General features: G+C 41.9%; 23 protein-coding genes and 2 pseudogenes. 7 read left to right on the forward strand and 18 right to left on the reverse strand.

Going from position 1 to position 23,037, the window contains the following annotated elements; translation table 11 throughout:
* Together ACEW80_RS34215 and ACEW80_RS34220 are read left to right on the forward strand one after the other, a co-directional pair.
* Positions 1 to 654: pseudogene (locus tag ACEW80_RS34215) on the forward strand (ISNCY family transposase); the annotation flags it as partial.
* 318 nt (positions 655 to 972) lie between these two features.
* A complete protein-coding gene (locus ACEW80_RS34220) occupies positions 973 to 1,566 on the forward strand; it encodes a hypothetical protein (RefSeq protein WP_373530878.1) in 594 nt (197 codons plus the stop codon).
* A 291-nt stretch (positions 1,567 to 1,857) separates the two neighbouring features.
* On the opposite strand, the gene ACEW80_RS34225 is transcribed toward ACEW80_RS34220, so the two are convergent.
* Both ACEW80_RS34225 and ACEW80_RS34230 read right to left on the reverse strand, forming a co-directional pair.
* Positions 1,858 to 2,928 (reverse strand): hypothetical protein, encoded by a 1,071-nt coding sequence (locus tag ACEW80_RS34225; RefSeq protein WP_373530879.1) that lies wholly within the window; start codon positions 2,926 to 2,928, stop codon positions 1,858 to 1,860.
* Between the two features lie 328 nt (positions 2,929 to 3,256).
* Entirely contained in the window at positions 3,257 to 3,436 is a 180-nt protein-coding gene (locus tag ACEW80_RS34230) for a TetR/AcrR family transcriptional regulator (protein WP_373530880.1), read from the reverse strand.
* Between the two features lie 450 nt (positions 3,437 to 3,886).
* Between ACEW80_RS34230 and ACEW80_RS34235 the strand changes: the two genes are divergently transcribed.
* From ACEW80_RS34235 to ACEW80_RS34245, 3 genes are all read left to right on the forward strand, one after another.
* On the forward strand, positions 3,887 to 4,207 hold the full coding sequence (locus ACEW80_RS34235) for an SDR family NAD(P)-dependent oxidoreductase (RefSeq protein WP_373530881.1): 321 nt from the start codon (positions 3,887 to 3,889) through the stop codon (positions 4,205 to 4,207).
* Positions 4,134 to 4,691 (forward strand): SDR family NAD(P)-dependent oxidoreductase, encoded by a 558-nt coding sequence (locus ACEW80_RS34240; RefSeq protein ID WP_373530882.1) that lies wholly within the window; start codon positions 4,134 to 4,136, stop codon positions 4,689 to 4,691. Before ACEW80_RS34235 ends, ACEW80_RS34240 begins: the two co-directional genes overlap by 74 nt.
* Before the next feature lie 93 nt (positions 4,692 to 4,784).
* Positions 4,785 to 5,402 (forward strand): glutathione S-transferase family protein, encoded by a 618-nt coding sequence (locus ACEW80_RS34245; RefSeq protein ID WP_373530883.1) that lies wholly within the window; start codon positions 4,785 to 4,787, stop codon positions 5,400 to 5,402.
* 210 nt (positions 5,403 to 5,612) lie between these two features.
* Here ACEW80_RS34245 and ACEW80_RS34250 read toward each other — a convergent pair whose 3' ends face one another.
* Positions 5,613 to 7,238, reverse strand: a complete 1,626-nt coding sequence (locus ACEW80_RS34250) for a GMC oxidoreductase (protein ID WP_373530884.1) — start codon at positions 7,236 to 7,238, stop codon at positions 5,613 to 5,615.
* An 87-nt stretch (positions 7,239 to 7,325) separates the two neighbouring features.
* On the opposite strand from ACEW80_RS34250, the gene ACEW80_RS34255 reads away from it, so the two are divergent.
* Positions 7,326 to 7,538, forward strand: a complete 213-nt coding sequence (locus tag ACEW80_RS34255) for a hypothetical protein (protein ID WP_373530885.1) — start codon at positions 7,326 to 7,328, stop codon at positions 7,536 to 7,538.
* A 233-nt stretch (positions 7,539 to 7,771) separates the two neighbouring features.
* Here ACEW80_RS34255 and ACEW80_RS34260 read toward each other — a convergent pair whose 3' ends face one another.
* The 7 genes from ACEW80_RS34260 to ACEW80_RS34290 all read right to left on the reverse strand — a co-directional run bounded on the left by ACEW80_RS34260 (position 7,772) and on the right by ACEW80_RS34290 (position 12,857).
* Positions 7,772 to 8,431 carry a PEP-CTERM sorting domain-containing protein gene (locus ACEW80_RS34260; protein ID WP_373530886.1) on the reverse strand — a complete coding sequence of 220 codons (660 nt, stop codon included), beginning with the start codon at positions 8,429 to 8,431 and terminating at the stop codon, positions 7,772 to 7,774.
* 184 nt (positions 8,432 to 8,615) lie between these two features.
* Positions 8,616 to 9,263: a PEP-CTERM sorting domain-containing protein gene (locus ACEW80_RS34265; RefSeq protein WP_373530887.1), complete on the reverse strand. Its 648-nt coding sequence runs from the start codon at positions 9,261 to 9,263 to the stop codon at positions 8,616 to 8,618.
* Positions 9,264 to 9,423: 160 nt separating this feature from the next.
* Complete coding sequence (locus tag ACEW80_RS34270; RefSeq protein ID WP_196519228.1) at positions 9,424 to 10,461, reverse strand: methyltransferase; 1,038 nt, start codon at positions 10,459 to 10,461, stop codon at positions 9,424 to 9,426.
* Between the two features lie 355 nt (positions 10,462 to 10,816).
* Entirely contained in the window at positions 10,817 to 11,458 is a 642-nt protein-coding gene (locus tag ACEW80_RS34275) for a PEP-CTERM sorting domain-containing protein (protein WP_373530888.1), read from the reverse strand.
* Positions 11,459 to 11,606: 148 nt separating this feature from the next.
* Positions 11,607 to 12,107: a DUF302 domain-containing protein gene (locus ACEW80_RS34280; protein WP_373530889.1), complete on the reverse strand. Its 501-nt coding sequence runs from the start codon at positions 12,105 to 12,107 to the stop codon at positions 11,607 to 11,609.
* 57 nt (positions 12,108 to 12,164) lie between these two features.
* Complete coding sequence (locus ACEW80_RS34285; RefSeq protein ID WP_373530890.1) at positions 12,165 to 12,323, reverse strand: hypothetical protein; 159 nt, start codon at positions 12,321 to 12,323, stop codon at positions 12,165 to 12,167.
* Positions 12,324 to 12,374: 51 nt separating this feature from the next.
* Positions 12,375 to 12,857: an ABA4-like family protein gene (locus ACEW80_RS34290; RefSeq protein WP_373530891.1), complete on the reverse strand. Its 483-nt coding sequence runs from the start codon at positions 12,855 to 12,857 to the stop codon at positions 12,375 to 12,377.
* Between the two features lie 99 nt (positions 12,858 to 12,956).
* Here ACEW80_RS34290 and ACEW80_RS34295 point away from each other — a divergent pair, with 99 nt between their 5' ends.
* Positions 12,957 to 13,163: a hypothetical protein gene (locus ACEW80_RS34295; protein ID WP_373530892.1), complete on the forward strand. Its 207-nt coding sequence runs from the start codon at positions 12,957 to 12,959 to the stop codon at positions 13,161 to 13,163.
* Between the two features lie 283 nt (positions 13,164 to 13,446).
* Here ACEW80_RS34295 and ACEW80_RS34300 read toward each other — a convergent pair whose 3' ends face one another.
* The 8 genes and pseudogenes from ACEW80_RS34300 to ACEW80_RS34335 form a co-directional block, all read right to left on the reverse strand.
* Entirely contained in the window at positions 13,447 to 14,238 is a 792-nt protein-coding gene (locus tag ACEW80_RS34300; protein WP_373530893.1) for a metal-dependent hydrolase, read from the reverse strand.
* A 57-nt stretch (positions 14,239 to 14,295) separates the two neighbouring features.
* Entirely contained in the window at positions 14,296 to 14,811 is a 516-nt protein-coding gene (locus ACEW80_RS34305) for a DUF302 domain-containing protein (RefSeq protein ID WP_373530894.1), read from the reverse strand.
* Positions 14,812 to 14,984: 173 nt separating this feature from the next.
* Positions 14,985 to 15,953 (reverse strand): DUF1702 family protein, encoded by a 969-nt coding sequence (locus ACEW80_RS34310; RefSeq protein WP_373530895.1) that lies wholly within the window; start codon positions 15,951 to 15,953, stop codon positions 14,985 to 14,987.
* A gap of 156 nt (positions 15,954 to 16,109) precedes the next feature.
* Complete coding sequence (locus ACEW80_RS34315; protein WP_373530896.1) at positions 16,110 to 17,069, reverse strand: DUF1702 family protein; 960 nt, start codon at positions 17,067 to 17,069, stop codon at positions 16,110 to 16,112.
* A 53-nt stretch (positions 17,070 to 17,122) separates the two neighbouring features.
* Positions 17,123 to 18,328, reverse strand: coding sequence for an NAD(P)/FAD-dependent oxidoreductase (locus tag ACEW80_RS34320; RefSeq protein ID WP_373530897.1), 1,206 nt, complete (start codon positions 18,326 to 18,328; stop codon positions 17,123 to 17,125).
* 444 nt (positions 18,329 to 18,772) lie between these two features.
* Positions 18,773 to 20,182: a carotenoid oxygenase family protein gene (locus ACEW80_RS34325; RefSeq protein WP_373530898.1), complete on the reverse strand. Its 1,410-nt coding sequence runs from the start codon at positions 20,180 to 20,182 to the stop codon at positions 18,773 to 18,775.
* A 138-nt stretch (positions 20,183 to 20,320) separates the two neighbouring features.
* Entirely contained in the window at positions 20,321 to 21,673 is a 1,353-nt protein-coding gene (locus ACEW80_RS34330; RefSeq protein WP_373530899.1) for an aldehyde dehydrogenase, read from the reverse strand.
* A gap of 334 nt (positions 21,674 to 22,007) precedes the next feature.
* Positions 22,008 to 23,037: pseudogene (locus ACEW80_RS34335) on the reverse strand (tryptophan halogenase); the annotation flags it as partial.

A 23,037-nucleotide genomic window follows, 5' to 3' on the forward strand; every position in this document is an offset into this window, starting at 1 on the left:
AATTAATGCAATTTTTACGTCAACAATTGCATGATTTACCTGATGAAAGGAAACTTTTAGGAGACGACTTATATTCTCACGAACCTGTTTGTGAATTGGCTCTAAAACAAGGCTATAATTTTATTTTTGTTTGTCTGCAAGCGTCGCATAAAACTTTATATGAATGGCTAGAATTCTTAGAAAGAAGTGGAGAAGTTTCAACCATTGAAAAGAAACAATGGGATGGGCGAAAAAATCTAATTTATCGTTATCGGTATGCTGATAGACTTCCCTTACGAGATGATGACTCAAGTCTCGAAGTTAATTGGTGCGAAGTGACTATTATTAATGAGAAAACAGAGGAAGTTGTCTACCAAAATAATTGGATAACTAATCATAAAATCACGGAAAATAATGTTGAAGAAATTGTCAAAGCTGGGCGCAGCAGATGGAAAGTGGAGAATGAGGGGAATAACGTTCTTAAAAATCACGGTTATAATTTAGAGCATAACTTTGGTCATGGTGAAAATCATTTGTGCGAATTATTATTGTCTTTGAATTTATTGGCTTTTTTATTTCATACCGTTTTAGATTTAGTTAATTATACTTATCAAAAGGTTCGTGAACTATTAGTAACTCGAACTACTTTCTTTAAGGATATTCGTACATTATTAAAATATTTATGGTTTAAAGATTGGTCGGATTTATTCTCATTTATTTTCACCGAATATGTCCCATTTAAAAAAGTAAATTCTAGTTGAAAAATATCAATATCTTGAAAAAGGAGAAGAAAGTTATTTATCAAATAAAAATACAAATTTGGTTAGAATTTCAGCTAGATTTATGAGTTGGAATAATTTTTTTATGGACAGATTTTTAAAAACCTGTCTATCTCCAGCGTCGGATGATAATTATCTGTCAAAAAATGATGGTTCGACATAAGTTCTCTATGCAAATAAGAGAATTTTCTCTTATTTTTTTTCAAAATGAGAATTGCTGACTTTATATGATTGGCTAGAATTCTTAGAAAGAAGTGGAAAAATTAAAACCAGGGAAAAGCAACAATGGGCTGGGCGAAAAAATCGAATTTCTCGTTATCGTTATACTTCTAGAGTTCCCTTAAAAGATGAAGAATCAAGTCTCGAAGTTAATTGGTGCGAAGTGACAGTTATTAATAAAAAAACCGAGGAAATTATCTACCAAAATAATTGGATAACTAATCATAAAATCACTGAAAATAATGTTGAAGAAATTGTCAAAGCTGGACGCAGCAGATGGAAAGTGGAGAATGAGGGGAATAACGTTCTTAAAAATCACGGTTATAATTTAGAACATAACTTTGGTCATGGTGAAAATCATTTATGCGAGTTATTATTATCTTTAAATTTGCTAGCTTTTTTATTTCATACTGTTTTAGATTTAGTTAATTATACTTATCAACAAGTTCGTAAAATATTAGTAACTCGAACTACTTTCTTTAAAGATATTCGGACTTTATTAAAATATTTATGGTTTAAAGATTGGTCGCATTTATTTTCATTGATCATCACAGAACATGACCCATTAAAAAGAGTAAATTCTAGTTGATAAATGTCAACATATTAAAGGAGGAAAAGAAAAATATTTATTAAAACAACTAAAAAGTTGTTGAAAATTTCATCTGAATTTATCAGTTGAAATCGTTTTTTCATGGACAAATTTCTTAAAACTTGTCTATCTCCAACGTTGGATGATAATTATTTGTCAAAAAATGATGCTTCAACACAAGTTCTCTATTTAAATAACAGAATTTTCTCTGATTTCTTTTCAAAATGAGAATTGCTGATTTTATCTTTACAGAGTTTAGTTTTTTCGCTTTATTATATTTAATATCAAACCTCATCGGCACAGTTTTCTTAACTTGTTATGAGCGAGCATCAAACCACTAAAGGCTATAAAACCTAGTGTCATGGTTGGTTCAGGAACCGATTTGAACGGGATAATGGATTTGTAGTTGTTGATTGACAAAGATTTTTCTGGCTCAAGAGCAAAATCCCACTGGAAAGCGTAAGCATTGTCGCCAGTCAACGGACCGGAAAAATTTGTCAGGGTGGTCGGAATATCATCTTCTAATACATCTAAGATATTAGAGAAAGGAGACACCTGGTAGTAGCTTGCTGCGGGATCAATCACTTCGGTTGTAAAGGTAGAATTGTTTAACTGCGTAGCAATACCACTACCTATTTCCGTTGTGTCTTGCTCACCGTTTTCAGTGAGATCAAAGTCAGTATAGTTAAAGAAGTGGAAGTCTAACTGATTAGAGCCAGTATTTTTTATCGTGATATTCTCGAATAAGCTAGATATACCACTGCGCTGTGGACCACCATCCAACTTGAAGTTAAGCCCAATTTCAAAGTTAGTATTTGCGTAAGTAACAGAGAGCTGATTGTCATCTGGTTGAGCTTGAGCAAGGTCAATTAGATTAAGAGTATTAATATTATTTTCTCTACCTTCGGAGCCAATACGATACCAAAATTGATTATGGAATAATTGATTCACACCGTCAACAGTCCAGAAGAGAAGACCATTATTTGAGGGGACATTTGAGAAAGAAGGGTCAAATGCAGCAATCGAGTTGTTATCATTTAAAGCTAACACAGCAGATTTAGCTGGTTGTTCTGTGATTGCTAAACTGCTTAAAATGATAGTAGCAGTTACTACAAATTCAAAATGCCTTTCTAGAAAATTGAAATCTTTCCTCAACATATCGAACCTCTTGATGTTGGATTCAAACACTTTATTACAATACTTAGCTGAAAAAAAACGGTGAATGGATTGATTAAATAAGTTATTTAACTTAGACAGTGTGCCTGTTGTTTTAGCCTTATCCTGACGCTTTGCTGGCGAACGCCTCCAGGTAAAACTCACGACCAACCCGTAATATCTCGCTGCTCTCGTCTTGATTGTCAACCACACGGGCAAGGAGGAGGCATCCTACCATGCCTGCCAGCAATACAATCGCCTGCTCCTCAGGGGAGCGCCGGACGTGGAACGGAAATAAGGCAGCTAAACGGTCAATGTAGATGCGAAGCCCTTGCGTAAAAGTACGGCGCACGGGACTCGGTTCACGACAAAGTTCACCCGCGAGTGCGACCATGATACACCCCTGCCCGGGGTTGTCCCGGTGTTCCTCACTGAGATATGCCTCAATTATCTTGCGGACTTCCTCGCCCACTGGCGCGCCTGCCGCCCCAGATTCGAGCTTTTCTACTGCCTCGCATAGTCCGTGTGTACGCACCTAGTACACCAGAGCCTCCTTATTTTTAAAGTGGGCATAGAAGCCGCCATGTGTCAGCCCGAGCTTGTTCATCAGCTCACTAACGCCTACGCTATGTAAACCCTCTTCACGGAAGGCATGGACCGCCTGATAGAGGATGCGTCTACGTGTTTGCTGCTTGTGTTCCTTTGAGTACCTCATCCTAGCATTTTCCTGGTCTTTTCCAATCCTTCCTTTACTTATTTGTTGTCCATTGCCCGAGTTCGGAAGCGCCTAATCGAATAGAGGACATACCCACATCGTTTGTTTCGCCTTGCCAAGAGCTTTGACGAACAACGGAGCGCTTATAGAGCATTGTCAGAAATCTGTTTTTTTCTTCTAGCGCTTTGGTCTTGCTTTATTATATGATATTTATCATATAATAAAACATAGCAATAACGTAAGCGCATGGAGCTTTAATGAGGACTGTGACCTTTGACCATTTTGGTGAGCCGAGCGAGGTTCTCAAAATCTCCGAAGTTCCTATCTCAAATTGGGAAGTAATAACAGCCTCTTCTGAACACCCTGTTGCGCCACGAAGCACTACCTCTGATGAGATTACCTTATTTCCCATGAAGTCTAATTAACAAACAACTCACACAGGAGTTTTTCATGGACTTACAACTGAATGGCAAGCGGGCATTAGTCACGGGCAGTAGCAGTGGCATCGGCGAGGCGATCGCCAAGGTGCTGGCGAAAGAGGGTGCGGCGGTTGTCGTCCAGGGTCGTCAAGAGAAAGAAGCGGATCGCGTGGCGCAAGAGATTGCCGCCAGCGGTGGCAAGGCGGTCGTTGTCCTGGGCGATTTGTCCGACGACCAGGCGGCGGCGCAAGTCGCCGAGAAGGCGCTGTCGGTCTTCGGTGGAATCAGACATTCTTGTCAACAACGCTGGAGCCTTCCCACCAGGCGACTGGAGCAATGGCAAGCCAGCTGAATGGGTCAACCTGTACAATCAGAACGTTGGCTCGATGGTGCGTATGATCCAGCACATGGTTCCGCCGATGAAGGAGCGCGGCTGGGGTCGCGTAGTCAACCTGGCTAGCATGGTGGCGGCAATGCCGCTCTCGAACGGACCCCACTACGCGGCGACCAAGGCCGCCAGCGCAAACCTCACGGGCAGTTTGGCCAAGGAACTGGCTGGGAGTGGGATCACCGTGAATGCGGTCAGCCCCGGACTCATTCACACGCCCGCTACCGAGCCGATGATTCTCGGCATCGCCCAGCAGATGGGTTGGGGAGATGACTGGGCCGAGATTGAGAAGCGGACTGTAAAGGAGGTTATCCCCAACCCGACCGGCAGAATCGGTCGCCCGGAGGACGTGGCTGACGCGGTTGCATTCCTGGTAAGCCCGCGTGCCAGCTACATCAACGGGACTAACATCCGCATCGACGGCGGGGCTGTGCCTACGATGAACTAGTGCGGCGCTTCAACGCCGCAGCCAGCAGCTACGGCGTTGAAGTGCGACATTTGCTGCCCATGAATCCATGAATAAGAAATAGGAGAATTTGTAATGAAGCTCTATTACTTTCCGCCCTCTCCCCAGACGCGAAAAGCCCATGCAGTTGCAATCCACCTGGAACTCCCCCTCGAACTCCAGTTAATAGATTTGCAGAAAGGTGAACAGCACACGCCAGAGTATCTCAAATTAAATCCCACTGGTCGTACTCCAGTCTTGCAGGATGGAGACTTTATTCTGTGGGAATCAACCGCCATTATGCAATATCTGGCAAGTCAAGTCTCCAACTCTCTCTGGCCTGAGGATATGAAGAGCCGTGCCAATATCGTGCGCTGGCAAAGCTGGGAGCTAGCCCATTGGAATCGGGGGTGTCAGCCTTTGCAATACGAGAATTTTATCAAACAGCTTTCGCAACTAGGCGATCCCGATCCGCAGGCAGTGCAACGCGCGACTGAAATCTTCCACAAGGAAGCGACTGTGTTGAATACCTATCTGGCAGATCGCAAATTCTTGGTCAACGACACCCTAACGTTGGCCGATTTTTCGGTTGCCAGCAGTTTGACTTATGCAGTGCCGGGGCGCTTCCCCCTAGACGACTATCCTCACATCCGCCGCTGGTATGCTCAGATTGAGGAGTTGCCTGCTTGGCAGAAAACTGCACCGAAGGGCTAAAAATCCTGAAGCGTAGCTACTCGTGACCGCGCGTCATCAATGAGACGATGCCGTGCGGCGCACCCAAGTTAAAGGCAGAGTAATCAACGCTTTCAAACTGACAGGGTTCGAGACGCAAGCAGTAATGCAGTTTGGTTTGATTGTTTAGTGCGATCGCAACGCAGTGCGCTACCCTATCAATGCCTTCTCCATAGAGAATAAACTGGTGTCTTAGCCAATATCTTCTGCAAGAATCCGTTCCATGCAGCGTTCTGCCAAAGCCGCAATGGTAAAAGAGGGACTTGTAGCTCCTGTAGAGCCGGGAATCAATGCACTATCAACAACATACAGACCCCGATAACCGATGACTCGACCATATAAATCGCAGGCTTTTCCTAAGACAGCTCCTCCTAATGGATGGGAAACAGGAATGTTATCAGATACTTGATCCGTAATTCGGATTTTACGCTGAGGATAGCTACCCATTGTTATATTTGTTTGTGGCTGGCTAATCGAAGTAGCGTTTTTCCTGTTAATTAATCTGGAGGCAAATTCTGCCGCTTTCAGAACTTTTGGGTCTCCCGAATTGTTACTATCTGGCCACTTGAGTTTAACCAAACCTGTAGTTGAATCGTAGTTGAATCTTCCCTTTACAGAGGGAATGCCTATACCGAGAGATACTAGAGACCCTTCGGGAGCATTCCATATCGGGAATGATAGGAGAGAAATCGGACCAAGAGGGTTATCGAAATATTGAATACCTGCAGTTGCAGGTCCTCCCAGTCCGGGGTGTGTGGGTTGTGGAAAACCTAAACGAATAGTAAGAGTGTCTCCGTTAGTTCCCCAGTCTAAACCAATGTAGTCATTTAACCTAGGTAGTGTACCTGTTGCTTTGGCTTTGACTAGAAGCCTAGAGGTTCCCATAGAACCAGCTGCCAGAAATAGATATTTACAAGTAATAGTTTTTGTGGCAATAATTTCTCCAGACTCATTAATTTGGGTGCAGGCAACTCGGTAGCCATACCCCGGTACTTCAGAGATTTCTGTTACTATATGAAGAGGCAGAATATCCACATGCCCGGTTTGCTCTGCCTGAGTTAAGTAGTTACGATCTAGACTTTTTCTTGCTCCACTATTAAGACCGTACCAGTTTTCGCCAATAATAGCGGAAGGAACTTTAGTGCCATTGATTTCTTGGCGAACAATATTCCAGTCTACAGCTATGTCTAGCAAACGGCTAGGTAATCCAGCGACCGCCGCTTGCTGAAGAAAGAGCCTAGTTGCTAAATAGTAGTCAGTAGCCAAAATATCTTGAGGAATTGGTGCTGGGTTTATGATGGAATGAACGCGAGGGTAATAAACTCTATCCATCTCGTCATAGTTAATTGTTTTAGGAAAGACTTTATAGAAGAGTTCGCGGGGAGGTTGGTAAGTAACACCGTTATAGACTAAAGAACCACCTCCGACTCCAGCACCACAGTAAACAGAAACTCCATTTTCATCTTTACGCTCTAAAACTCCTGTATATACGTCTATAGGAACTTCGTCAAATAGCACTGTTTTTGGACTGAGCCAAGCGGCTCGACCATCAGGATTACGGTAAGTAGCAAAAGTATTTTGAGCAGATGTAATAGGCCAACGACGACCTCGCTCTATAATCAATGTATCGATACCAGCTTGCCCCAAACGTAAAGCGGCAACAGCGCCACCGAAGCCACTACCGATAACAACAGCTTCTACCGAATCATCCTGAGCATTCGTCCGACGAGGGTTGGCTAGCGAAGTCGTCAAGCCAGCAGAAAATAGGGCGGCAGTTTGAAGAAAACGACGACGGTTATAGAACTTATTGTTAAGCATAAACATCAACCTTTAATGAGTTATATTTTTATCTACTACCAGATAGCTCAATCCCGATCGCCGATCTGCTTTACAAGATAACCTAGATTGGCGGGCACCGGCGGGTCGAGTTCCGGGTCTGGGAAGGTGCGTTGGGTAGCGACAGGGTTGGCGATCGCTTTCCCCGGTATGACTTCTGGGCTGCTGACAACGATCAGAAGCACTGTTATCAGAAATACTGTCACTGCCATGCGGGATACAAATCTTCGGAAAGTCAACATTATTGTTAAATCCTTTGTACCTAATACAGAAGACGGTTAAGGAACAGGTTCAAACCTAAACTGCAAAGTAACAGAAGGATTAAAAGGAGCATCAGTCTGACGACCATAAGTTCTAATCAAATTAATATACTCACCTGAAAAAACAGCCCAATACCTGCTGGTGTACCAAGAGGAATTGCGGCTGTTACAAACATTACAGCAACTTGGTTAAGTCCATACACGATTTAATTCGTTTTCAGTAGCATTGTACTGGAGCGAAAATTTGAAATTATACTAAGCTTGTACCTTCCTCTTTTGCTTTCTTAAAAAGACTCCAAATCCTCCAGCTAGAAGTAAGCTAAAAATGCTTGAGGGTTCAGGAACTGCAATTGGCTGGAACTCAAACTCCTGAGTAATGCGCTGGAATTGATCTGTGACATCTCTGCCGTTTACATCAATTGCAGATAATACGCCAATCCTATAATCAACTTGTCCATCATTGTTGAGTTCAGGACCCAAGGTTGCAAAGACATCTACTATCTTATGGATATAGTTTGGGGGTAACCCTGGAGGACCACTACGAAATCCTGTTAGGGTGGTTAAACCTGTATTAGGATCATAGACTACCGGCTCTTCTAAATTAGGAAAAAACAGTGGATCATCTTCAGCAAGCTTAAGCTCGAACTTAATAATCTCACCAGGAATCCCCTCTGAAGCGCGAGATGAAGTTGAGTACGTGGTTATGGACTGTAGAGGAGCGGTAAGACCAGTAGTATCAAAAAATCCCTCCCAATGAATAATGTCGCCAGGACGACCCGCTACGTCTAAAACGGGGTCATCGTCTAATTGTGCTTCTGGTGTGGTTATAAATATCCTCGCTCCATAAGCAGGAAGTCCAGCTACTAACAGAACTGTAGCTATAGATAAACCTTGAATTAGTGCCGAAATCTTCATTATTAACTCCTCCAAAAACTCAAACTTTTCTGAACTTGTTAACCAAATCGTATTGCCGCTACCCTTTCAGACGCAACTCAACAGTTTTTTCTGTTGTCAAAAATTCTGGGAATTAGTAGCCATTCGATTGACGGCTTCATCGGTTTTGAGGAGTGTTGTAGTCGAGCAAAAACTTGATATTATACTAATATTGCACCTTCCTCTTTTGCTTTCTTAAAAAGACTCCAAATCCTCCAGCTATAACTAAGCCAAAAATGCTTGATGGTTCAGGAACTGAAGCTGGCTGAACCTCAAACTCGACGATGTTGAATTGATCCGTGACATCTTTGCCGTTAGCATCGATTGCAGATGATATGCCAAGCCTATAATCTGCTTGTCCATCATTGTTGAGTTGATCTCCCAAGGTGATAGTGACCTTAGTTACTATCCTACCGGCATAGTTTGGGGGTAACCCAGGAGGACCACTACGATTTCCTAAAAATATGCCGTCCAAAGCCGAATTAGGATCAACACTGAACTGCGTGGAAAAATTGGGGAAAAACTGTTGCAACTCGGTAGTATCTTCACCCTCAATCTTGAACCCAGGAATCTCATCTGTAGCGCGAACTGCGTACGCATTGAAAGACTGTAGATTAGCGGTGAGACCAGTAGTATCAATAAATCCCTCCCAACTAAAAGTGTCACCAGGACGACCCGCTATGTCTAAAATGGGGTCATCGTCCAATTGTGCTGCTGGTGAGTTTATGAATATCGACGCTCCATAAGCAGGAAGTCCAGCTACTAACAGAACTGTAGCTATAGATAAACCTTGAATTACTGCTGAAATCTTCATAACTAACTCCTCCAAAACTCAAATGTTTTTCACTTTGTTAGCACCACGCCTACCCTTTTAGAGCCAACTCAACAGTTTTTTCATTGCTTTAGTTGGCGGTATCAGTTGGCCAGCGCAACTTTCTCCTGAACTGGATCTTGGCTTCCGACTTGAAAAGTTTCTATGGCTTACAGCCCGTGACGATACTCCAGTAGCCAAAGCTCGGCTTGACTTCAACATCGGTAAAACCCGTCTCTGCCAGCATCGCTGACAATTCCTTAGCTGAATATTGCTGACCTTCGATTAACACCAGCATTGTGAGATTATATGCCGCAACTGCAAGCGGACCCACTTTTGGCTCGTCGTAGAGCATTTCGTGGATAATGATGCGACCCCCAGATGGCAGACTTTCAAAGCTTTTCTGAGTCAAAAAACGTCCTTGTTCCACCGACCAGTCATGGTATATATCTGCATAAAAGTGCAGGTCTGCCGCTGGAAAGGGGTCTTGCCACATATCGCTGACACAAGTCTGAATTCGACTTTGTAAGCCAAAGCGCTTGATAAATTCTTGGGCTACCTCGCACACGGGAAGCATATCTAAAACCAGGGCTTGCAAGTGCGACCATTTACACGTTGCACCAATCGCATGAGCTCCCGATCCTCCTCCAATGTCTAGTAAAATCTTGTATTCTGACAGGTCAATAATTTCCGGCCAAGCAAGAGCAGGCCCCATGCTGTGAGCGTGCATTGTGTAAGTAAAGACGCGTGCCAACTCGGCTTGCTCTTCATGGGTCTCAAATGGTTTATCGCTTTTATAAAGCTGCGGCGAATTGGTCAGCACCGCTTTTTTTAAGCTCTCATACGAGCATACTACGTATTCATTGGCAATCATAAAGTCCAGCTGACCGCCCCAGTAGGTTGAGCTGCTGTCTAAAAGATAGTCCTCGGCAATAGCACAAAGGGAATAATAGTCTTGTTTGACTTGTATCAGTTCAAGATAAACAAGCACTCCCAAGATAGCTTGCGCGGGACGGCACTCTATTTCCAGCGCTTCACAAACTTCGGCTAGAGTGCGAGGTTTTTCAGCAAGCAGAGGAAAAAGTTTGAGGTCATGAGCAACCATCAGTGTTCGTTGTCCTGCATTACCAAGGATAATATCCCACAGTCGTTTGTCATCTGTCCTTGGCTTGCGAATCTCCGTACAACTAGATACATCCATAATTCATCATCCTTGGGTTAAACCTTCTCAAGCAGGGAGCCAACTTTATTTACTCGGATGGATTATCAATCCATTCTCCAACCCTATTAGAATTACTTAGGGCGGCGGAGGCACTAAATTGGGGGAAATTGCAGGGTATCACGCTTCTCATCGTTTCAACTGATAGTTTGGCATACCAAGTAATGAAGAGCCAAATTTTTTCTTTGTTAACCGAATTATACTGCGTCGTACCGTTGCAGATGAAACTCGCCAGGTTTCTTCTGTCCTCAAAAGTTCGGGATAATTAGCAGCCATCTGATTCAGGGCTTAATCCGTTTTTAGTAGCCTTGTAATGGAGCGAAAATTTTAAATTATACTAAGCTTGCGCTCTCCTGTTTTGCTTCCTAAAAAAGGCTCCAAATCCTCCAGCTAGAACTAAGCCAAAAAGGGTTGAGGGTTCAGGAACTGCAGCTAGCTGTACCTCAAACGCCAGGGGTTTTCCGAATAGAGCCGTGACATCTCTGCCGTTTGCATCAACTGCACGTGTTACTAGGCCAACCGTAAAATCAGCTTTTCCATCATTGTTCAGCTGAGAACCTAAGGTTATAGCGACATCATCAAACTTGTGGTTAAAGTTTGGAGGTAACCCTGGAGGACCACCAATAAAACCTATTATGGTGGTTAAACCTGTACTAGTATCAGTGGTTACCTGTCTGGAAAATTCAGGAAAAAACTGTGCATCATCATCAACACGCTTAAAATCGAGTCCAGTAATCTCATTTGAATCGTAAATTGCGACCAAGGCTATGGACTGTAGATTAGCGGTGAGACCAGTAGTCTCAAAAAATCCTTCCCAACTAATAGTATCACCAGGATAACCTGCTATGTCTATAATGGGGTCATTGTCTAATTGTGTTTCTGATATGTTTGTGTAGAACGATAATCCATAAGCAGGACGTCCAGCTAATAACAGAACTGCACCTATAGATAAACCTTGAATTAGTGTTGAAATCTTCATAGCTACCTCCTTCAAAATCTCAAAATTTTTTCTTTGTTAACCGAATTCTACTGCGTCGTACCGTTGCAGATGTAACTCACCAGGTTTTTTATGTACTCAAAAATTCGTAGCATGACAAGGGACTTTATAAACATCCTCTGTGTTAACCTCACAATACCGCTGCTGTGGTCGCCAATTCTTCGAGCTTGCGATCGAGCATTTGCGCGACTGCCGAAATTTTCTCGTTTTGGAATTGTCCTAGAAGAGACGACGGCTTGTCGTAAACGATGTGAGTCTTTCCGTCTTTGTCTTCGTACACAAACAGTCGCAAGGGAACGTAAAGTCCGACCCCTAAATTTTGTTCCAACATTTGTCTGGCGATTAGAGGATTTCCAATTATGTATAGCATTGCCTTGACGCCCTCAAAGGCCAAAGACATCAGACTACCATGATCAATCTTTGTAAAGGTCATAAAACCATTACTTCCGACCTTTGACTCAAAGGCTTCCCGGAACTCATCCCACGACTTGCTGGCTAAGATAATTTGTTCAACGATCGCCAAATCAATTTTATCTGCGATCGCCATCGACTCGATCGCTTCTGCTACCTGCTCAAAGGACTTGCTTGAAGACACTACGACGTGCGTTCCAGACCCGGTTAGGGTTTCCATTATTTCTCCTTCTTGGATGCTGATACCAGCTTTCAAATAGGGTTGTGTTGTAAAAAATTAGAAAAACTGGCGTTGTAGTAGCTCAACAAGTTGAAACTTTGCTACTAATCCCGTTTCTATTGGGTCTAGCTCTTCATGGGTTCGGGCGATGCCAGATGCTGTTAAGCTACCTCCAGAAGAACTATCAGTATTTGCGATTATCCTAGTCCCATTCACTACTATTTAAAAATAAGTTATGTAACAGCCTGACTAAGACTAAATATTCGCCTACGCTGACAACGTGCCGCTTGACGACACCCGATCTACTACAGCGGCCGCTTCGCTATCAGAACGAGGGAAAAATCTTTGGTTAATCCAGCGAGTCAAGGTGTGAGACAGCAACCCAAAGGGGCCAGCAAACAAACAGAGGGTAAGCGAGTGAGCCGTCCAGATACCTGTTCGCTGCCCTTCCCAATAAATCCAGCGACCGACAAACAAATCCACGACCACAAAATGAACCCACCCAGTTGCTACAGCCCTTTCGTCCGCAAATAATCGGGCAATATTCGCTAGCCTGGGAGTGAATAAGGCTTGAGTTTCTGGTGTGATGCTGCTAACGAATAAGTACAAATACAGTCCTGCCAAAGCCACGAAGGGTACATATGATTGCATTACCCGCCGTGTGATTCCCCAGTTTGGTAATAGAATCATCAACGCCCAAAAGGGTAAAACAAAGAGAGTAGCGATATCGAACAGTTGAATAAGGGTCATAGCTGCTTTCTCACATTAGTACAAAATTATTGTCATCTTACTATCGGGGTAATTGCTGTTCAATCATTCAGTGGTAACAGCCTTACCCAGACAAGAAGCGTGGTCAATACTGCTCGGTTAAGAATATTTGTAGGTTGGGTTGAGGCAATGCGTTACGCAACAAACCCTGCAAGATTGCTATCTGATGTGCAAGGGACGCAGACCCGCTTTAGGTGGCGCTATCCGCCCTTTGGCTTGGTGGAGTCGCTCATGGGGGAAACCACGCCAGGTGCAATAAGAGTGGCTCGCCGACGGCAGTTGCTTTAAGCCTTGTTACCCCTCCAACGCACTGCCTGCCTCCCTTCTTACCGCGCTTATTGCCATTCGCGATCCCCTACTCTATTTGAGGCGATCGCATCAATCTCAGAGTGCAAAGCGCTCGAACTCAGATAACCCGCAACTTGGGTTATTAGGCTTTTATTCTCTCGACAGTTGGCTAAAAAACGGTTGTATTGCTTATGACCATTAGTTAACTTGCCTCTCTAGGTTTCTTTTTCGACAAGCAACAATTCCCATGTAATCTTTTTCCCATAAACGGAATTTACCTAAACTAACTAAAGTGCATAACTTTCTTGACTAAAAAAAGATTATCTTTTTGTGAGGGATGGAAGTTTGTTCTGAAATATTCAAGTGAGTGCAAGAATACTTTGAAGACAAATTTTTCTTTGGTAAAAAAAAACTGTATCATTTCCTGCCAAACTTTGATATTGAGAAGCTTTTTGTCTTGATATAGCATCATGACTAAACCCAGACTAACGAAACCTAAAACAAAGGTATAGGCTATGAAAATACCTAGCAGACGAATTATGTAATTTTTTGTTACATTTTGAAAAACATCATACGCGACTGTTTTATGCTCAATCTCTTCAGCAGAATGCCACTCAAAAAGCTCTTTCATTTTGGGTTCTGCTTCTGCAAATAACTCCTCTCTCAAGACTAGATCAGCGATCGCATTTGTAAAATGTTCAACTCCTGCGATCATAGCTAGCTTGAACTTGATACTCAATTGATTTTCACAAACGTTAAAAAGAATAAACCGCAGAAAGCGAAGATAGGTGTCAAACTTATAACCTTGCTGGCGTAGGTTATTCCAAAATTTTTCATGCTGAACAGCATGTTGTGCTTCTTGACCAATAAATGCTGAAGCTTCCTGTTTGAGTTGGGGGTTATCAATCTCCTTTAATTGTCGTTTTACAGTCCGAAGCATGAATTGTTCACCATCAGGAAACAAAAGTGTGATGCTGTTAAAAAAGTGTGTTTTGAAGGGACTGTTACCATACCAGTACCTACCAATTGCCTCGGTAAAATCAAAATTCATCTGCCGTACAGTTATTCGAGACATAATAATTTATGCTCCATAGGTAAGATAGTTTCTATAATCAAGATGATACAGTAGATTTTATGCAACCATTGTTACCACATTTTCTAGCTTTTGATCAAGCATTTGAGCCACCTTCAAAATTTCCTCGTTCTGAAATTGACCTAGCAATGATGAAGGTTTGTCATAAGTAACACGAGTCTTACCATCAAAGTCTTCGTAGACAAACAGTCGCAGTGGGACGTAAAGTCCAACCCCAGGATTTTGTTCAAACATTTGGTTAGCTATTAGCGGGTTTCCAATTATATAAAGCTTGGACTTATTGCGCTTGCCAGATTGAGATGTTAGCAATCCACCCAGTTCAAAATCTACCAAGATTGTCAAGCCGCTTTTCCCAACCATTGACTCAACTGCATTTTTGACCTGATCAAACGATTTATTTGTATCTAACCTCTTTAGCTGTCTAAGGAGCGCGTTGTCGGCTTGACTAACTATGGTCTCGATCGCACTTGTGACTTGCTCGAACGACTTCTCTGAAGACACAATAACGCAAGTTGTTGTGAAATTGACATTTGTCATAGAATTAACAGTTGTCACTTGTTTGTTTCTCCTTGAGTTTCTATTTACCAAGATTACGCAAAAAGGCAGTGAAAGCCTTGATTTACCGTAGGGACAATTCATGAATTGCCCCGACATTTTGTACTTGATGCGTAAGTCCTATTTACTTAAAAATTTGATGTAACAGATGTCTACAACGCCATTTTAGGGTCTTAAGAAGCTTTAGCAACAGCTACCAAATCATCTTCTACTAGATAAACCCGGTAGAATTGCCAAACTTGGGAATCTGATATTGCTTTGTTGGTCGGAAAATTCTTTGGGGCTTTGTTTAAGATATCATCTGGTGTGGCATTTTCCATACCACTGAGAACTTCACTAGCCATTTTTGTATATCCTGCTGCATTGCCAAGTAGTTCACGAAATTTGGCGGCGCAAGCTGCTGCCCTAGCTAATGCAAACCGATAAGATCCGGCTGCTGTTCCTAGTGCTTCTAGGGTTGCACGTTCTGCACCACCAATAGAGGCGCAGGCGTATCCGACACCACCCCAAAGGTCTGCCTGTCTTGTAGGAGGAAAAGCTGCGATCGTTTGGGAAATATGAGTAATATCAGCACAGTTTACCATCCAAATACTGCGACCCAAACCTTGGTCAAAGATGTGACGAGTGTAGCCAGAAAATTGCTCAGGAGGCGTTGCTGTAGCATCAAGAAAGTCTCGCCAGTGAAACATTCCATGTTGAAAGCCATAGCCATCGATTATCGGCCAAACTTTCACAAGATCGCTTTGTTTTAAATACCGTTCGATAGGCAACCGACCTTTACCTAGCATTAAACCCACTCCTAAATAAACCATAGTCTGATAAGCTGGACTACGGCCTGCCACAAAGTTCTCGACTCGATTCTGCTTGCTGGGTGCGACTAAATCCTGCTGAGAAAGACCTATGCCTATACCCTCTAAGGCAAATCCGAACAATTCGGTTTCAATTGAATTTAATTTGTCTATGAGTACCTTTGGTTCATCACTAGCAAGCGCCGCTTGGTGAGTTTGCCACATTGCATTGGTAACTTGAAAAAATCGCTCTTGCATTCTGTGATCGTCTGTTCTAACTCCACGTTCTGTCCAAGTATTCTTCAAAAGCGTCATCACAGTGTTGATTTGTAGCTGCCAAGAGTCTTGTTGCATTTCGATTCTCCTTTTTGATTAGTAGATTTGTTGTCACAAAAGCCTTTAGCTGTTGAACCTGAGGACATTTGAGATTTTGGATTAAAAGCCTTTGAAAAAAAAGGTGATTCCAGCAATATAAAACAGCACCACCTATACTCTTTTTGGGTGAAACTATTAAGTTGATGAAGCAATTGTGCTAGGCATCACTAGATGCGATCGGTAATGCTGCCAAACTTCTTGCTCTGGCGTTGCTGTGTTAGTGTCGAGGTTTTGAAGAGTCTTGTTGATATTCTCAGCGACTGCATTAGTTCCCATTCCTGACAGAACCTCACAAGCTAGTTCTGTATGTGCAGAATAGCTACCAATTCGTTGACGAGACTTGGCGGCGAAAGCTGATCCTTGAATCAAAGCAAACTGATAATGTCCTGCTGCTGTCTTTAAGGCTTCTAAAGTAGCACGTCCTGCACCACCAGAATAAGTGCAGACGAAACCAATACCACCCCACAAATCTGCCTGCCTTATAACAGGGAAAGCTCCGATAGTTTTTGGGATACGAGTCACATCAGCACCGTCTACAAACCAAATGCTGCGACCCATACCTTGGTCAAATACACGCAGAGCATAGCCAGAAAGATGCTCAGGGATAGCTAAGTTATCGAGATATTTTTGCCAGTGGGATAAACCATGTTGAAAGCCATAGCCATCAATGACTAACCAAATCTTTGCTGGATTAAGTTGTGATATGTAAGGTTCTAGAGGCAAGGGAGGCTTGCCTAGCATTAAACCTACCCCCACATATACGAAATGTTCATAAGCTGCTCCAGAACCTGCTACGAATGCCTCAACTCGATTCTGCTTGCTGGGTGCAAACAAATCCCTCTGAGTCAGACCCATGCCTACCCCCTCGAAAGCAAATCCACGCAACTCATCTTCAATTCCATTCAGTTTGGGTATAATCGCCTCTAGTTCATCACTAGCGATCGCAGCTTGAAATCCTTGAAGCAAAGTGCCACGAATTTGTCGAAGTCGCTGCTGCACACTAGGACTAATCGCTGGAATCCCACGTTCAGCCCAAATATTGACTGGTAAGGTTTTATCTTCATTTAATTTTGTTTCCACAGCATCCTGTGTCATCTTGATTCTCCTTTTTTAACAGTTAATTTCGGTATCAAAAAACCTTTCTCTCTTCAAGCTTTGAGAACAGCAAGAGGGCTATCCTGCTTTAGTTCTTCATTAATTGCCTTCAGTTTGAGAAAAGATATCTGGCCTAGTAGTCCAATAGTCTGCTTCAGCAACCCAATACTGCACAAACTCAGCTTTTCAATTCCCCAAACTCGCTCCCACTTGTGTATTAACTCTTGAATTTTGCGATCGTAACTAGATAGATATTCTGTTCTATCTAACAAGTTGCCCTTCGCTAAACCTTGAACGACAAAATCAGCAGCAATTTCCCCACTATTCATCCCGATCGCTACTCCATTGCAAAAGAATGGATCGAGAAATGCTACTGCATCTCCAACAATCAAAAATCCATTGCCTGAATACCTGTCATATTCCCAGTCATAATTCATAACTGCTTGCGTCGGCATCACTTTTTTAGCTGCTCGTATAGCCTGAGAAAGTGGCTCCCAACAATTAACGGCTTCCTGAAATACATTTTCCAAATTCTTCGCACCACTTCTGGCTTTTTCTTCCCATAAAATAACCATGACACTGACTTGTTCATTAGGAAGAAGCATAACCAAGACATAGCCTCCATCTAGACTAATAACTAAAATTCCGTTATCGGGAATCAACTCAGTTAAGCTATGTCCAACAAAATGGCAAAAAACTGCTACATATTCATCAGGTTTTTTCCTCGCAGCCTTCAAACCTAAACCCTGTGCCAATGGTGTCAGCTTACCTCTGGCATCAATAACTAGCTTTGCTCCATATTCACTATAGCCATCAGGACTGTAGCACTTAACACCAGTTAACTGATGATCAGTGAAAACAAAATCTTTCACTAATGTGTTTGGCAAATACTTTGCTCCCCGACTCACAGCGTTTTCTATCAAAACTTGCTCAAAGACTGCTCGGTTAAGTCCCATTCCATTATGATTACCCTTCAACTTTTTCGGTTCAATTTCAATTTGATAATTGAAACCTTCATTGGTTGAGATCAACCGAATTTTCTTTGGTTCTTCAACTGCTATCTGGATTTTTTTCTCAATGTTAAGCCGTACCAGCAGGTCATAGCTGATGCCACAGAAGGTTTCCGGAAGTTGGAGAAATTGTTGAGTCTTTCGGTCAACCATCAATACATCCAATCCATTTCCTGCTAGTAAACTAGCTGTAGTTAATCCCGCAGGACCTGTACCAACAACAATAACATCATAAACATTGTTCACCATATTTCCCTTCCTAACTTCGTCAATATAATATAGGGCTAGTATTTGATTTTTGAAATACACGTAGGGTTTGTTATCGCCGAGAGTACGACACTACAAGCTTGGAATGGTGCGTTCCGCTCTGCTAACACACTCTACTACTGAAATTTTTTCAGAAATCAAATATGATTCCTATATAGGACTCGTATTTGATTGCGTGAAAAAAATCAGTACACCCCGAAAAGGCTTCTTCCCCACTCCCATTCGGCTACTTCGACTACGCTCAGTACAAGTACGCTCACGGCAAGCCTACTCCCCACTCCCCACTCCCTGTCTACGCAAATAATTTCAAAAATAAAAGCAGACTGCTATAGCTACTAATGGAACCAAAGATATAATCAGATGCAGTGGCTGATTATCTTAGATAAAATCTGACTTCTAAACTAATTCCCAATGCAGACTATTAAATTAAAAACCCTTTGGAATCCAAATTCCGTGAAAACCGTAAGGAATTCTCTGAGGGAGGAGAATCCGGGCTAGAGGTTCGTCTGTTAAATCTTGGGCATTCACTACTATCAACTCAGAGGTTTTTTTAGCCGAGTCGTAGACAAAAGTCAACAACCATCCATCATCCTCTTTAACACTATTAGGCCGAGGAACAAATACAGCCTCTCCGCCGTAGCGGTCTGATCCAAACTCATGAAATTGAGAGTAACCACTGGCGAAGTCATACTTAAGCAATCCGTCAAAAGTAAAGAGGGGTGTTTGTTCAGATACCATTCTTGCTGTATAACCATAGCGATTCTTTCTTCCTAACCATTGCTGATTCAGACTAGGAAATTCTGATGGTAAATTATCAATTGTTTCTGACTGCACTACACCTGTACGCAGATTAAATCGCCAACAATGCAGACGAGGTTTATCTTCCTGGCTATCATTTAGCTTTGTCATTGTAGGTAGATTCAGAGCCTTGGCATCATTCGCCCGACAGGCGAGTAAGACAACTTCTTCTCCAATTTCATAAGCATTAAGAGTATGCAAAACGTAGCAACTAGGAACCTCAAACCAGCGAATACTGCTGTTATCTCCATAACGTGGAAGAATACCAATTCGACTAGGAGAATTCGGCTCAAACATGTAAGCTGGTTCCCTTCGTTGCAGCCTTTCTATTCTAAACGTCAGGGGTAAATCCATGAAAAGTGTGTAGTTTTCAGTGATAGCAAAGTCATGCATCATCACCCCTATTGGTAGGTCAATGGGAACTGTTTTGAGTATCTTTCCCGCAGCTGAAACAACGCTATATTGTAGATAGGGTTGTTGCAGCAAAGAATAGCCGAAAAACATCATTTCCCCAGTTATCGGATCAACTTTGGGGTGAGCCGTGAAAGGAGAAGTTAGTTGACCATTATAAGTGTATGGGCCAATTGTATTTAGGTCAGGTAACTCAATTTCGTATGGTTCACCTCCTTCCCAAAGTGCCAACAAGTGACCCGCGTGCCACACTAAAGCGGTATTTGCAGTATTCTTGAAAGGACTAAAGAGGTTATTAGTGGGATTATTTAGCTGTGGTGGTTCCAACAGACCAGTCCAAATAGCTCGACCGGACTTCTGTTCCATTTTAAATCCCCGTGTCTGCACATAGCAATTGCGGTAAGCAGCTTTACCATTGCTAATCTGTATCTCATGCAACATTCCATCCCCATCAATCCAGTTGTAACGGCCTAGTGGCGAAAACTGGGGATTAGGGCCATTGCGGACAAATATTCCAGATAAATCGCGAGGTAGCTTACCTATTACTGGTAAGTTATTGACAGTAATTTCTGTTTGTATGGGAGAAAAGTTATCACGAAGATAAGAACTAACTGTTGTTGCAATCATTGCTTGCTCTCTTAAATAGGTAAAGATTATTGGGACTACTTTACTAGTAAGTTTTCAACTTGAAAATCAGTAAATTAACTTAGCTAATTCAGATAGTACTGTCAACTTTTTAAAACAGTTTTTATTTTGTAGTTAGTGCTATTTTTTTTGTGCATAGGGAGGATATCTCCATTTCAAATCTAGAAGAAAGGATTTGTTTAATACTCCTCTTTGATAAGAAAAGGTATCAAAGCCAGCCTTACCATGATAACGACCAAAGCCGCTAGCTCCAACTCCGCCGAAAGGTAAACCTGGGACAGTCAACTGCATAACAGTTTCATTGATACAAGCACCGCCTGATACAGTTGACTGCAAAACAGACTCTTGATTTTTTTTATTGCTAGAGAAGAAGTATAAAGCTAGTGGTTTTGGTTGTTTGTTAACAAGGTGAATCGCTTCTGATAGCTCGGTATACTCAACAACAGGCAGAATAGGCCCAAAAATTTCTTCTTGCATGATCTTATCTTTCCAAGAGACTTGATCTATGACAGTAGGAGCAATGTAGAGAACCTCTAAATTAGTATCTCCTCCTACTAAAATTCTGCCATCTTTTAGCAATTCAGAAAGACGATAAAAATGTCTTTGATTGATTATCCGTGAGTAGCTATGGCTTGTTGATGGGTCGTCGCCATAAAACTTTTGTATTTGTTCTTTGATGCTATTCAACAAATCTTTTTTAATCTTCTGGTTGACCAAAAGATAGTCAGGGGCAGTACAAGTTTGACCTGCATTGCTAAACTTTCCCCAAACAATTCTCTTTGCAGTGTACTCAATATGAACACTATCATCGACAATACAAGGACTTTTGCCTCCTAGCTCAAGGGTCACTGGAGTTAGGTGTTGCGCGGCGGCTGACATGACAATTTTGCCAATTTCAGTTCCTCCAGTAAAAAAGATATGATCGAAACTTTCTGATAAAAGTTCTTTACTAGTTTCTACACCTCCTTTGATAACAGTAATAAATGATGGATCGAAAGTTTTTTGGATGATATCAGCTATAACTGAAGAGGTATGTGAGGCAATTTCTGATGGTTTTAAAATAGCACAATTTCCCGCAGCGATCACACCTACTAAAGGAGTAAAAATTAAGTTAAATGGGTAATTCCAAGGACCGATAATCAGAATTACACCTAGAGGCTCATGATAAACCTTCGCTGAAGATAAAAACTGATGAAATGGAGTAGCAACTTTTTGGGCTTTTGTCCAATTTTTCAGATTTTTGAGAGCATATTTTATTTCAGTTAAAACTCCGATTATTTCAAAATAAGCTTCAAATCCTGGCTTGTGTAAATCAGCTTTTAAAGCTTGAATGATCGGATCTTTATTCTCCTCAATTGCTTGTTCTAATCTTTTTAGTGTTTCAATCCGAAACTCAACATTTTTTGTTTTTCCTGTCTGAAAAAACTGTCGCTGTTTGTTGACAAACTCGCTAACTTTACTCTGAGTCATCATAGCTTTTTATCCTCAGTTAAACAAAATAAGTAACAGAGAAATTTATCAAGAATTTAGAGAATGTTTCAAAAGTTGTAAAGTACACTATGGCAAGGGTTTTATGTTACCAAAAATGCTTTTAAAACATCCTCTAAGTTAGACCTAATCCAAGCAAAATTTATCGGAATAATAGAAAGAAATGGCACTATTTTACATCTGTTGATTTTGGCGATCGCTTGCCCAAATCTGGAAGACACAAGGCTAACAACAGAGTGCCAGACTATTGTTCACCCGACTATTCTCTTTTAAGCACAGCAAGTACTGGTTTTTAACACCTTAGCTCTACTAAGCATAGTTAAACCTGAGGTGTGACTAGCTCTGGAACTTTTGATACATTTTTGCTATTTGTTTGTAAGGATTGTTCGGCTAGCTTTTGTGTCCAAGGCTGCAACTCAGGTTGGTATCGATAACTCTTGAACTCTTCAGTTGCCTTGGCAATAATACTGTTGGCTGGCAAACCTCTAGTCTTAAACCGGAAAATCAAATCATCCAATGCACATTCACCAGATGCTTTTAGTAAATTGAATACGTGGTAAAGATTTCGCGGTGATAACAAGCCAGTAATCCCAAAACCTTTCCATAGGAACTTCAGATACCACAGGGCAACAAAGAAGTAAATATTTTTCATGTATGCAAAGACATTGCATCGTTGAGGTTCGTATTTAGTGTCCTGTAGATAACTGTCAAATTCCTTAGTGATATAGTAACCAAAGGGTAATTGACCCCCGCGATGGATATACATTAACCCAATATTAACATCTTGTTCTACAAGTTGATTAAACTGGTCGTACACATGAACCATAAGTTTTCTCACAACTCCACGACTTTGTTTGCCAAACTTGCGGAGAAACTTTAGATCCAAGTGCCATTTTCCTACATACATCGGGACTATTATCCCAAACCACCACATATTTTCTAAGTACATCCGCCAGCTCATCACACTAGCGTGACCAAGTTGCTTGTCCTGATCGCGGAGGAGATGATTGCAAGACTCTATATACCCAAGATTATAGGCATTATAAACAGCCCGCTTCTTTTCTACATCTGGCTCCCCTGCTAGCTTTGCACGAATAATTTCTGTGGTGCTTTCCATTTGAAAGGTCATCATCACCATTCCTAAAGAATAGAATGGATCGAAAATAGCTGCGGCATCACCAACTACGTACCAGTTGTCTTCAGAAAATATCGTCTTACTCTTATGCGCCAACCTTGGTAAGTAATGAAAGTCGATATCTTCTCCACTCTTGACTAGCTGGTAAAGGACATTGTGATTTTCCTCTAGAAAGGCATAAAACTTTTCTTTGGTGTTAACACTTTGAGCGGGG

The sequence above is a fragment of the Nostoc sp. genome, assembly GCF_041747015.1.
In the GTDB taxonomy this organism is placed as follows: Bacteria; Cyanobacteriota; Cyanobacteriia; order Cyanobacteriales; family Nostocaceae; genus Nostoc.

Bases quoted from the DNA above. Each gene is read 5' to 3' on its own strand.
- ACEW80_RS34230 (WP_373530880.1), bottom strand. From the start codon at position 3,436: ATGAGGTACTCAAAGGAACACAAGCAGCAAACACGTAGACGCATCCTC.
- ACEW80_RS34235 (WP_373530881.1), top strand. From the start codon at position 3,887: ATGGACTTACAACTGAATGGCAAGCGGGCATTAGTCACGGGCAGTAGC.
- ACEW80_RS34245 (WP_373530883.1), top strand. From the start codon at position 4,785: ATGAAGCTCTATTACTTTCCGCCCTCTCCCCAGACGCGAAAAGCCCAT.
- ACEW80_RS34250 (WP_373530884.1), bottom strand. From the start codon at position 7,238: ATGCTTAACAATAAGTTCTATAACCGTCGTCGTTTTCTTCAAACTGCC.
- ACEW80_RS34260 (WP_373530886.1), bottom strand. From the start codon at position 8,431: ATGAAGATTTCGGCACTAATTCAAGGTTTATCTATAGCTACAGTTCTG.
- ACEW80_RS34265 (WP_373530887.1), bottom strand. From the start codon at position 9,263: ATGAAGATTTCAGCAGTAATTCAAGGTTTATCTATAGCTACAGTTCTG.
- ACEW80_RS34270 (WP_196519228.1), bottom strand. From the start codon at position 10,461: ATGGATGTATCTAGTTGTACGGAGATTCGCAAGCCAAGGACAGATGAC.
- ACEW80_RS34275 (WP_373530888.1), bottom strand. From the start codon at position 11,458: ATGAAGATTTCAACACTAATTCAAGGTTTATCTATAGGTGCAGTTCTG.
- ACEW80_RS34280 (WP_373530889.1), bottom strand. From the start codon at position 12,107: ATGGAAACCCTAACCGGGTCTGGAACGCACGTCGTAGTGTCTTCAAGC.
- ACEW80_RS34290 (WP_373530891.1), bottom strand. From the start codon at position 12,857: ATGACCCTTATTCAACTGTTCGATATCGCTACTCTCTTTGTTTTACCC.
- ACEW80_RS34300 (WP_373530893.1), bottom strand. From the start codon at position 14,238: ATGTCTCGAATAACTGTACGGCAGATGAATTTTGATTTTACCGAGGCA.
- ACEW80_RS34310 (WP_373530895.1), bottom strand. From the start codon at position 15,953: ATGCAACAAGACTCTTGGCAGCTACAAATCAACACTGTGATGACGCTT.
- ACEW80_RS34315 (WP_373530896.1), bottom strand. From the start codon at position 17,069: ATGACACAGGATGCTGTGGAAACAAAATTAAATGAAGATAAAACCTTA.
- ACEW80_RS34320 (WP_373530897.1), bottom strand. From the start codon at position 18,328: ATGGTGAACAATGTTTATGATGTTATTGTTGTTGGTACAGGTCCTGCG.
- ACEW80_RS34325 (WP_373530898.1), bottom strand. From the start codon at position 20,182: ATGATTGCAACAACAGTTAGTTCTTATCTTCGTGATAACTTTTCTCCC.
- ACEW80_RS34330 (WP_373530899.1), bottom strand. From the start codon at position 21,673: ATGATGACTCAGAGTAAAGTTAGCGAGTTTGTCAACAAACAGCGACAG.